Annotated in this window: 13 protein-coding genes, 1 tRNA gene and 1 riboswitch; of the genes, 6 read left to right on the forward strand and 8 right to left on the reverse strand. The window is 66.5% G+C overall.

Annotated features, from left to right (window positions below):
• Positions 1 to 75 precede the first annotated feature (75 nt).
• Complete coding sequence (locus tag JNN06_RS17030) at positions 76 to 927, reverse strand: DUF692 domain-containing protein (RefSeq protein ID WP_291240787.1); 852 nt, start codon at positions 925 to 927, stop codon at positions 76 to 78.
• Between the two features lie 63 nt (positions 928 to 990).
• Positions 991 to 1,266: a DUF2282 domain-containing protein gene (locus tag JNN06_RS17035; RefSeq protein WP_291240788.1), complete on the reverse strand. Its 276-nt coding sequence runs from the start codon at positions 1,264 to 1,266 to the stop codon at positions 991 to 993.
• A gap of 147 nt (positions 1,267 to 1,413) precedes the next feature.
• Between JNN06_RS17035 and JNN06_RS17040 the strand changes: the two genes are divergently transcribed.
• Both JNN06_RS17040 and JNN06_RS17045 read left to right on the forward strand, forming a co-directional pair.
• Positions 1,414 to 1,962, forward strand: coding sequence for a sigma-70 family RNA polymerase sigma factor (locus JNN06_RS17040; protein WP_291240789.1), 549 nt, complete (start codon positions 1,414 to 1,416; stop codon positions 1,960 to 1,962).
• Entirely contained in the window at positions 1,959 to 2,609 is a 651-nt protein-coding gene (locus tag JNN06_RS17045) for an NrsF family protein (RefSeq protein ID WP_291240790.1), read from the forward strand. Before JNN06_RS17040 ends, JNN06_RS17045 begins: the two co-directional genes overlap by 4 nt.
• A 3-nt stretch (positions 2,610 to 2,612) precedes the next feature.
• Here JNN06_RS17045 and modC read toward each other — a convergent pair whose 3' ends face one another.
• The 4 genes from modC to JNN06_RS17065 form a co-directional block, all read right to left on the reverse strand.
• Positions 2,613 to 3,710 carry a molybdenum ABC transporter ATP-binding protein gene (modC, locus tag JNN06_RS17050; protein WP_291240791.1) on the reverse strand — a complete coding sequence of 366 codons (1,098 nt, stop codon included), beginning with the start codon at positions 3,708 to 3,710 and terminating at the stop codon, positions 2,613 to 2,615.
• Positions 3,668 to 4,366 (reverse strand): molybdate ABC transporter permease subunit, encoded by a 699-nt coding sequence (gene modB, locus JNN06_RS17055; protein ID WP_291240792.1) that lies wholly within the window; start codon positions 4,364 to 4,366, stop codon positions 3,668 to 3,670. Before modB ends, modC begins: the two co-directional genes overlap by 43 nt.
• Before the next feature lie 10 nt (positions 4,367 to 4,376).
• Positions 4,377 to 5,126 (reverse strand): molybdate ABC transporter substrate-binding protein, encoded by a 750-nt coding sequence (gene modA / locus JNN06_RS17060; protein WP_291240793.1) that lies wholly within the window; start codon positions 5,124 to 5,126, stop codon positions 4,377 to 4,379.
• Positions 5,127 to 5,190: 64 nt separating this feature from the next.
• Positions 5,191 to 5,550 (reverse strand): LysR family transcriptional regulator, encoded by a 360-nt coding sequence (locus JNN06_RS17065; protein WP_291240798.1) that lies wholly within the window; start codon positions 5,548 to 5,550, stop codon positions 5,191 to 5,193.
• 87 nt (positions 5,551 to 5,637) lie between these two features.
• A riboswitch (TPP riboswitch) is annotated at positions 5,638 to 5,747 on the forward strand.
• 43 nt (positions 5,748 to 5,790) lie between these two features.
• Between JNN06_RS17065 and thiB the strand changes: the two genes are divergently transcribed.
• From thiB to JNN06_RS17085, 4 genes are read left to right on the forward strand one after another with little or no spacing between them, the layout of a single operon-like run.
• Positions 5,791 to 6,771 carry a thiamine ABC transporter substrate binding subunit gene (thiB, locus tag JNN06_RS17070; RefSeq protein ID WP_291240794.1) on the forward strand — a complete coding sequence of 327 codons (981 nt, stop codon included), beginning with the start codon at positions 5,791 to 5,793 and terminating at the stop codon, positions 6,769 to 6,771.
• Complete coding sequence (locus JNN06_RS17075) at positions 6,747 to 8,273, forward strand: ABC transporter permease subunit (RefSeq protein ID WP_291240795.1); 1,527 nt, start codon at positions 6,747 to 6,749, stop codon at positions 8,271 to 8,273. Before thiB ends, JNN06_RS17075 begins: the two co-directional genes overlap by 25 nt.
• On the forward strand, positions 8,257 to 8,991 hold the full coding sequence (locus JNN06_RS17080; protein ID WP_291240796.1) for an ATP-binding cassette domain-containing protein: 735 nt from the start codon (positions 8,257 to 8,259) through the stop codon (positions 8,989 to 8,991). Before JNN06_RS17075 ends, JNN06_RS17080 begins: the two co-directional genes overlap by 17 nt.
• Positions 8,972 to 9,385: a hypothetical protein gene (locus tag JNN06_RS17085; RefSeq protein ID WP_291240797.1), complete on the forward strand. Its 414-nt coding sequence runs from the start codon at positions 8,972 to 8,974 to the stop codon at positions 9,383 to 9,385. Before JNN06_RS17080 ends, JNN06_RS17085 begins: the two co-directional genes overlap by 20 nt.
• Positions 9,386 to 9,459: 74 nt before the next feature.
• Here JNN06_RS17085 and JNN06_RS17090 read toward each other — a convergent pair.
• Together JNN06_RS17090 and JNN06_RS17095 are read right to left on the reverse strand one after the other, a co-directional pair.
• A tRNA-Cys gene (locus JNN06_RS17090) sits at positions 9,460 to 9,533 on the reverse strand.
• Between the two features lie 301 nt (positions 9,534 to 9,834).
• The coding region (locus tag JNN06_RS17095) for a hypothetical protein (protein ID WP_229804698.1) at positions 9,835 to 9,908 on the reverse strand (74 nt) is incomplete at its 5' end.

The raw sequence follows: 9,908 nt of genomic DNA on the forward strand, positions 1-9,908 counted from the left end.
GGCGAAACGGTATAGGCCATGACACCTGCCGGCAGCGCCCCGCCCATCAGCGCGGCATGGAACTGCGACAGAAGCTCAGCATGCGGCATGGGCTCTCCCCTTTGCGCGGGCAGGCGCGTTCAAAACGGCCTGTGCCCGCGCAACTTCGCCCATAAGTATTTGAAATTCCGGCACATCATTGTCCCACTCGATCAGCGTGGGCAGGGCGCCACAGCGTGCAATGACCTCGGCATAAAGGGTCCAGACAGGGTCTGCGACCGGGCTGCCATGGGCATCAATCAGGATCGTGCCATCCGGCAATTCTTCGGCATCATGGCCGCCCAAATGGATCTCACCCACCTTTTCCATTGGGAAATCAGCGAGATAGCGCCGCGGATTGGTGGCGTGATTGTGGCAACTGACAAAGACGTTGTTCACATCCAGCAGCAGGCCGCAGCCAGTTATCCGGCTGATTTCGCTCAGAAATTCGACCTCCGGGATCACAGATTGCGCGAAGAGCACATAGGTGGAGGGGTTCTCCAGCAACATGCGCCGCCCCAAAACCTCCTGCACCTGATCCACATGATCGCAAACCAGCCGCAACGTCTCGGGAGTATAAGGTAAGGGCAAGAGATCATTGAGAAAAATTCCGTGGCTCGACCAGGCCAGATGCTCGGAAAAGCTTTCGGGCTGATAGCGATCCATCAGCGCCTTCAACCGTGCCAGATGCGTCCGGTCCAGCGTGGCGCCGCCAATTGAAAGGCCAACTCCATGGATTGAAAGAGAAAAATCGGCGCGCAAGGCCTCCAGCATGCGATGCGGTGGCCCCCCCGCGCCCATATAGTTTTCGGCATGCACCTCGATGAACCCCAGCTCCGGGCGCGTGGCGCGCAGGGCGGCGAAATGCTCGGGCTTGAAGCCGATCCCGGGGGCAGATGGCAGGGGCATGGCGCGTAACCTCTTGCGTGTAAAGGTAAAAGCCGGGGCACCTGCGCGCCCCGGCTACTGGGATCACATCTTGATCGGCTCCAGCGAGCCCTTGCCATTCGGGGTCTCCATGGTCACGCAGGTGCCCGCCGGCACCAGTTTCCAGGCATTGCCCTGATAGTCCTTGGTTGCGGTGCCCGCACAGGTCGTGCCCGGCCCCGCCGCGCAATCATTCTGCCCGGCCATCGCCACGCCATAGCATTTCTCCATCTCGCCCTCGGCCGAGGCCGCACCGGCGGCCAGCGTCAGCGCGCAGGCCAGAGAAGCATTCAAAATCAAAGCCTTGCTCATAACGGACATGGGGTTCTCCATCTGGATCAGGGCACGCCAACCGCACCCTTGCCATACCATTCGCAAGCGCCTCGCCATCCGTTACGCAGATTTTCGACGAAAATCTGTGTGCCGCGCTGTAACACTGGCGCAGCCGCATCCGAATGGTGTGACAAGATGAGTGTGACCGAACAAACCTTGGCCGAGTTGCTGCGCGCCGCGAATGCGGGCGACGGGCAGGCCTATGCGCGTTTTCTGCTGGCCGTGACGCCGGTTTTGCGCACGGTGGTTCAGGGGCGTGGGCGGGTGCTGGATCGGGCCGCACAAGAAGATGTTGTGCAGGATGTGCTGCTCGCCATCCATATGAAGCGTCACACTTGGCGCGCCGACGCGCCGTTGAAGCCTTGGCTTTACGCGGTGGCGCGCTACAAGGTCGCCGATGCCTTCCGGCGTCTGGGGGTGGGGCGGCTGCATCTGCCGCTGGAAGATTTCGCGGATGCGCTGGAAAGCGCCCCCGCGCCCGAGCCTTTGGCCGCCCGCGATGCCGACCGGCTTTTGGGGCAGCTGGATCCGCGCAGCGCCAGCATCGTGCGCGCCGCGCATCTGGAGGGCGAAGAAACCGCCGCCATCGGGGCGCGGCTGTCGATGAGCGAAGGCGCGGTGCGGGTGGCCCTGCACCGCGCGATGAAGCGGCTGGCTGTGCTGGCCGGAGGGAAAGTGTCATGAAAACGCCCATGAAAACCAATGACTTGATTGCAAGTCTGACCCATCGCGCTGAGGCTGCACCCGCCCCGGAGGCCGCGCCGATCCTGCTGCGCAGCCTTGCGGCTGGCCTGCCCGCGCTGGTGCTTTTGCTGCTGGCGCTTGGGCTGCGCGCCGATCTTGCCGCGGCGATCACCGCGCCGCAGCTTTGGCACAAATTCCTGCTGCCGCCGGCCATCGCAGCCACGGCGGCCCTTGCCGCGCTGCGGCTGATGCGCCCCGAGGCGCGGCTGGGCGCATTGGCCCCGCTGCTGCTGGCGCTGCTGGCGGCGGGCACCTTGCCCGGTCTCTGGCGTCTGGCCCATCTGCCCTCTGAGGCGATGGCCCCGGCGGTGATGGGCAAGACCGCGCCGCAATGCCTTGTTTTTCTTGTGGGTTTGGCGGCCATCCCGATTGTGACCGCGCTGTCTGGCCTGCGCGCCGGGGCCAGCACGCGGCCCGGGCTCTCGGGCGGGTTGGCGGGTTTGGCCTGCGCCGCCACCGCCGCCAGCGGCTATGCGCTGCATTGCCCGGAGGATGACCCGGTGTTTTTCGCGATCTGGTATATGGGCGCGCTGGTGCTTTGCACGCTGGCCGGGCTGATGTTGGGGCGGAGGCGGCTGGCCTGGTAAGGCTCAGGCCGCGACCGACAGCGCCTTGATCACCGCCCAGACCGGGCGCCCCGGTGCCAGCCCAAGCGCCGCGACTGAACGCCCGGTCACCCGCGCCATCAGCGCGGCGCCCGCGCAATCCAGCAGCACCGTGCCCCCCGGCCCCTCGGCATCCGGCAAAAGCCGCGTGACGGTGGCGGGCAGGATGTTGAGCGCCGAGAGCCCCTCGGGGCGCGTCACCGCCAGGGTGACATCCGCCGCCCGCACCCGCAGCCGCAGCGCCGCGCCCATCGCTGCGGGATGGGGCAGAAACAGCGGCCCGGCCTTGGCCTGCACCCGGGTCAGCCCATCGGGATCGGCGCCGGTCACCACAACATGCAGGAGCGCGCCCGCCTCTCGCACACCAAATGCAGGCACCAGCGCCGGATCGGCCAGCAGATCGGCCAGCGGCCCGGCGCGCCGCACCCGCCCCCCCTCCATCAGCACCAGCGTCGAGGCAAGGCGGATCACCTCCTCCAGCGCGTGACTGACCAGCAGCATGGGCAGGCCGGTCTCGTCGCGCAGCGCCTCCAGATAGGTCATGATCTCGGCCCGGCGCGGCGCATCAAGCGCGGCCATCGGCTCGTCCAGAGCCAAAAGCCGCGCGCCCGAGAGGATGGCACGCCCGATCGCCACCCGCTGCGCCTCGCCGCCCGAAAGCCCGGCAATGCCGCGCGCCAGCAGCGGGCCAAGGCCCAGCAGTTCGATCAGCCGGGCCGCATCGGGCACCGTGCCCGGCGCCGCGAAACGGCTGCCATAGCGCAGGTTCTGCGCCACGGAGAGATGCGGAAAAAGCCGTGGTTCCTGAAAGACATAGCCGATCCGGCGCCGCGAGGGGGGCAGGTTTACCCGCGCGCTGTGGTCAAACAGCAGATCGCCCGCCTCGATGCGCCCCTGCTCGGGCGTCAGCAGGCCCGCCACTGCCCGCAGGACGCTGGTTTTGCCCGCCCCCGAAGGGCCGAACAGGGCGGTGATGCCGCCCGGTGCCTGAAAATCCACTTCCAGATCGGGCGCCCTGTGGCGCAGGCTGACCCGCAGCATCACAGCCCCCGCACCCGGCGCGCCACCCGCCGGGCCAGCCATTCCGACAGGCCAAGCGCCGCCATGGCCACCAAGACCGACAGCAGCACCAGCCGCAGCGCCGTGGCATCGCCGCCGGGCACTTGCAGAAAGGTGTAGATCGCCGTCGGCAGGGTTTGGGTTTCGCCCGGAATATTGGCGACAAAGGTGATGGTGGCGCCAAACTCTCCCATCGCCTTGGCAAAGGCCAGCACCGCCCCCGCCAGCACGCCCGGCAGGATGAGCGGCAGGGTGACCGTGGCAAACACCGCCAGACGGCTGGCCCCCAGCGTCGCCGCCGCCTCCTCCAGTTTGGGGTCAACCGCTTCAAAACTCAGGCGAATGGCCCGCACCAGCAGCGGAAAGGCCATCACCGCCGCCGCCAGCACCGCCCCTGTCCAGCGAAAGGCCAGCGTGAGGCCCAGCACCTCATGCAGCCACTGGCCGATCACGCCGCGCCGCCCGAAGGCGATCAGCAGCAGATAGCCGGTCACCACAGGCGGCAGGATCAGCGGCAGATGCACAAGGCCATTCAGCACCCCATGCCCCGGAAAGCGCCGCCGCGCCAGCAGCCAGGCCACCGCCACCCCGAAAGGCAGGCTCAGCACCGTCGCCCAGAGCGAAACCCTGAGCGAGAGCGCCAGCGCCACGAGCGCCTCGGGGGGCAGCCAATCGGTCATGACCAATCCTTTACGGCAGGCTAAAGCCTTGTTTCACAAAGATGGCATCGGCTTTCTCGCCCGACAGCGCGGCCAGAAAGGCCTGATCCGCCGCATCGGACGCCCCGGTCAGCAGCGCCGCCGGATAGGTGATTTTCGGATGGCTGTCCGCCGGGAAGGTGCCCACGACCTTCACACCCGGTTCTGCCACCGCATCCGAGGCATAGACAATGCCAAAAGGCGCCTCGCCCACTGCCACCAGACGCAGCGCCGCCCGCACATCCTCGGATTGCGCAACCTGCGGCGCGGCGGCCTCCCACAGCCCGAGGCTTTCCAGCGCGGCCTTGCCATATTGCCCGGCCGGCACGGCATCCACCGTGGCCATCGACAGCTTGCCGCCCGCCAGCAGGCCGGTCAGAGCAAGCCCCGGCGCCAGTGTCACCGGTGCGGCCTCCGGCGCCCCGATCAGCACCAGCTGATTGCCCAGCAGATCGGCGCGGCTGCCCGGCACCACATCGCCGCCCGCCTCGACCTCATCCATCCATTTCGGCGAGGCCGAGATGAAGATGTCGGCGGGGGCCCCCTGAAGGATCTGCGCCGCCAGCTTGTTCGACCCGCCGTAAGACAGGGTGACCTGATGCCCGGTCTCGGCCTGCCAATCGGCGGCAATCTGGTCCAATGCGGTTTTCAGCGAGGCGGCGGCAAAGACCACCACCTCCTCGGCCTGCGCGGCCAGCGGGGTACCGGTCAGCATCAGGGCCAAGGCGAGTTTGCGCGACATGAGGGGGCTCCAAGCGTTATGTTTCGGCAGACATATCACCCAAGGCGCAAGCCCAAGGCAAGCGCTATGTTTCATCGGACATATCGGGGAGCAGCGCCCGCCATTCCGCCAGTTCGGCGGCGCCAGCCTCGGCCAGCCGGGCCTCCAGCGCGCGGAACAGCGCCGCCACCCGCGCGCCCTCTGCCGTCAGCTGCGCGCCGCCGCCGCCCGCGCCGCCCCGCGCCGGGACCACGAGGGGCCGGGCGAACATGGCGTTCATATCCTCCACCAGGCTCCAGGCGCGCTTGTAGCTCATGCCCATTTCGCGCCCCGCCGCCGAGATCGAGCCAAGCGCGCCGATCCGTTCCAGCAGTTCCGCCTTGCCGGGGCCGAATTTGCGCCCGCCCGTCCAAAGCCGCAGAAAGATGCGCAGATCCTCGGCCATGCTGCCTCCCGTTTTCACCACCCTGCCGCGCCTTGCGGCAAAGGCCAAGGCTTTCCGCTTGCGCCGCCCCGGCTTTGCCCTATGGTCGCTGGCACCTCGGGGTGCCCATTGGGCTGAGACGCGCGGCCACAAGGCCAAGCGGACCCGTTGAACCTGAACCGGTTAGGACCGGCGGAGGGAAGGTGCAAGGGCCGAAGCGCCCGCCCCGTCTCCGCCCGTTCGTGAAATGGAGCGATGAGGATGAAAAAGCTTTGTTTTGCTGCGGGTTTTCTGGCTGCTGCCCCGATGGCAGCGGCAGAAACACCCGTGCTGGACGTGCTGACCTATGACAGTTTTGTGTCGGAATGGGGCCCCGGCCCGGCGATCGAGAAGGCCTTCGAGGCCGAATGCGGTTGCGATCTGCGTTTCACGCCTGCGGGCGATGGCGCGGCGCTGCTCGCCCGGTTGCAGCTGGAAGGCGCGCGGTCGCAGGCCGATGTGGTGCTGGGGCTGGACACGAACCTGACCGCCGCCGCCCGCGCGACCGGCCTATTTGCGCCGCATGGCCAGACCCCTGCGCTCAGCCTGCCGGTGGCCTTCGCGGATGCGGAATTCCTGCCCTATGACTGGGGCTGGTTCGCCTTCGTGCAGAACAAGACGCTGGAAGCTCCCAAGGATTTCAAGGCCTTGGTAGCATCGGACCTGAAGATCGTCATTCAGGACCCGCGCTCCTCCACGCCGGGTCTTGGTCTGCTGATGTGGGTGAAAGCCGCCTATGGCGATGAGGCGTCAACCATTTGGAAAGATCTGGCCGATAACATCGTGACTGTCACCCCCGGCTGGTCAGAGGCCTATGGCCTCTTTCTGGAAGGCGAGGCCGATCTGGTGCTGAGCTACACCACCTCGCCCGCCTATCACTTGATCGCCGAACAGGATGACAGCAAGACCGCCGCCGTGTTCACCGAAGGCAATTATCTGCAAGTGGAGGTGTTGGGAAAACTGAAAGCCACAGATCAGCCCGCTTTGGCCGATCGGTTCCTGGCGTTCATGCTGTCGGATGCGGCGCAAGGCGTGCTGCCGACGACGAACTGGATGTATCCGGCCGTCACGCCCGCCACGGGGCTGCCGAAAGGGTTTGAAACCCTCGTCCAGCCGTCGAAATCGCTGCTGCTGTCGGCAGAAGAGGCCGAGGCCCTGCGCGGCCCGGCGCTGGACGAATGGCGCGCCGCGCTGGCGCGCTGATTGCGGGGGGCGTGGCGCTGGCCACGCTGGCGCCTGTGGCCGTGGTGATGGCGCAGGCGGGCGGGCGCGGGCTGACCGCGCCCGATCTGGCAGCGCTGCGCTTTACCGCGCTGCAAGCCACGCTCTCGGCGCTGGCATCGGTGACCTGCGCCGTGCCATTGGCCCGGGCCTTGGCACGGCGGCGCTTTCCGGGGCGTGGCGCGCTGATCACCGCGCTTGGCGCGCCGTTCCTGCTGCCGGTGATCGCCGCCGTCCTGGGGTTACTGGCGATCTTTGGCCGCTCTGGCCTGTTGAATGCCGGGCTGCGCGCATTGGGCCTGCCCGAAGTCTCGATCTTTGGCTTGGGCGGCGTGGTGTTGGCGCATGTGTTCCTGAACATGCCGCTGGCGACACGGATGATCCTGCAAGGCTGGCAGGCCATCCCGGCCGAGCGGCTGCGACTGGCCGAAAGCCTTGGCTTCACCCCGCGCCACTATTGGCAGCATATCGAGCGGCCCATGCTGCAAGATGTGGTGCCCGGCGCCCTGCTGGCGGTCTTTGCCATTTGCCTGACCAGCTTTGCCGTGGTGCTGACGCTGGGCGGCGGCCCGGCCGCCACGACGGTGGAGCTGGCGATCTGGCAGGCCGTGCGGTTTGAATTCGATCTGCCGCGCGCCGCCAGCCTTGCCGTGCTGCAAGTGCTGGCCTGTGGCGGCGCGGTGCTGCTGGCGGGGCTGGTCGCCCGCCCCTCCGGCTTTGGCGCCGGGCTTGACCGCGTGCTGCCTTTGCCTGCCCCCGCTGGCTGGCGCAAAGGCCTGGATGCCCTGGTGATCGGTCTCGCCAGCCTGTTTCTGGCCGCGCCCCTGCTGGCCGTGCTGGCGCGTGGCCTTCCCGGTTTGGCCGGGATGCCTGCCGCCGTCTGGCCCGCCGCCGCCACCTCGCTGGCGGTCGCCGCCTGTGCCGCACCACTGGCCGTGGGCGCAGCTCTGACACTGGCTTTGGGTCGCGCTCAAGGGCGGCGCTGGCTGGGGCCGGTGGCGATGCTGCCAATGGCAATCTCGCAACTCGTTCTGGGGACAGGGCTTTTTCTGATCGTCTTTCCTTTTGTCAACCCGGCCAGCCTCACCCTGCCCGTCACCATTCTGGTCACCGCCCTCACGGCCCTGCCCTTCGCCTATCGCATTCTGGCCCCCGAGACGCAGACCTTGCAGGCTGATTACGGCCGGCTCGCGGCGTCACTGGACCTGCGAGGGGGGGCTGCGTTGCGCCTCTTGGTCCTGCCCCGCCTGCGCCGCCCCTTGGGTTTTGCACTGGGCCTCTGCGCGGCCTTGGCGATTGGTGATCTGGGGGTGATTGCGCTGTTTGCGACCGAGGACGGGCAGACCCTGCCGCTGGTCATTTCGCGGCTGATGGGGGCCTATCGTATGGGTCAGGCGGCTGGTGCTGCGCTGATTCTGGTCGCGCTGGCCTTTGCGGTTTTCTGGATCTGCGACAGATGGGGGCGCCATGGGACTGAGCTTTGAACAGGCCGAAATCCGGCAGGGCAGCTTTGTCCTGGGGGCCGACCTCGCGTTGCCGCCCGAGGGGCACTTCGCGGTGATCGGTCCATCGGGCGCCGGAAAATCAACGCTTTTCCAATCGCTTGCCGGTTTCATCCCACTTTCACGCGGCACGATCCGGTGGCAAGGGCAGCGCATCGACGGCCTGCCACCGGGCCAGCGGCCGTTGTCGATCCTGTTTCAGGATCAGAACCTGTTTCCACATCTGACCGTCGCGCAAAATCTGGGCCTTGGCCTCGACCCGTCGCTGCGCAGGCTGGATTGGGCGGCGGTGGAGCAGGCCTTGGAGGCAGTCGGCCTCGCAGGTCTCGGCCCGCGCAAGCCAAGCCAGTTGTCCGGCGGGCAGCAAAGCCGGGCAGCGCTCGCGCGGGCCCTGCTGCGGGCAAGGCCCGTCCTTCTGCTGGACGAACCTTTCGCCGCCCTTGGCCCGGCCCTGAAGGCCGAAATGCTGGAGCTGGTGGCGCGCATGACCGGTGACAAACTGGTTCTGATGATCACCCATGACCCGAACGATGCGTTGCACTTTGCCCCTCAAACTCTTGTTGTCGCGAACGGATCCGTCCAGCCGCCGCGCGCGACAGCTTCCTTGCTGACCAATCCCCCCCCGGATCTGGCGCATTATCTGGGGCAACCCACCCGTGCAATCCCCGCCCGCGTCGGCCATGCGCCACATCACCCCTGACCCCTTCAGGCGCCATTGTGCCGAGAAAAAATCGGACAGCTTGGCGCAGCAGCGGTGGCAGTCAGGAGGATTGACGTTGCGGCGCTTTCTGTCAGAAGTAAACACCTTCCCCCAGAATCTAGTGCCGCTTGTCCGGAAATTTGATCTGCCGCAAGCGCAATATGCACGGCCTGCTCCAGGCAAGCTGTCGGACAAGCTGCGCCTTCAGGATGCCCGAGGCACGACCGCCACGCGCCTTCTGAATGCCGGCCTTTGCTTCCCACAGATTGCGTCCTTCATGGGTTGGCGCCTACGCCATGCGCAGAACGTCATCGAGCATTACGCCCGCCTTGCCCCCGATGAATCCGACCGCATCCTTAAAGCCCTGATAGTGGCAAAACAGGGTGTGGCATGAACGGATTTGCAAAACGCCGTGCAAAATTGCCACCCGAGAGGGCGGCGCGGATTGGATAAGTGTTTGGAAAGATTTGGAGGCGGGTACCGGAATCGAACCGGTCTTCACGGATTTGCAATCCGCTGCGTAACCTCTCCGCCAACCCGCCGGAGCCTTGGCTTCATTAGGTTTTTCCAGAGTGGTCGTCAAGCGCTTATCAATCAAGTTATCTGGTTCTTGCTTGGGCACAGCTCTGTCACCGCCGCTGTTTGCCCCGCATCCGGCTGGCGCGCAAGCTGTCAGCGGCGCCCGATCCTTCGTCGAAGGATCGGAGGTTGCGCGGGTTGGAGCGGGGTGCAACGCAAAAGGCCGCCCCGAAGGGCGGCCTTTCTGTCCGATGACCCGAGGGTCACCTGAACATCATCACTCGATGATTTTCGACACGCTTTTGGTCGCGCGTCTCGGGATCATTATTCAATGATCTTCGACACGACGCCTGCGCCGACGGTGCGGCCGCCTTCACGGATGGCGAAGCGCAGCTTCT

The sequence above is a fragment of the Gemmobacter sp. genome (assembly GCF_016792925.1).
In the GTDB taxonomy this organism is placed as follows: domain Bacteria; phylum Pseudomonadota; class Alphaproteobacteria; order Rhodobacterales; family Rhodobacteraceae; genus Gemmobacter.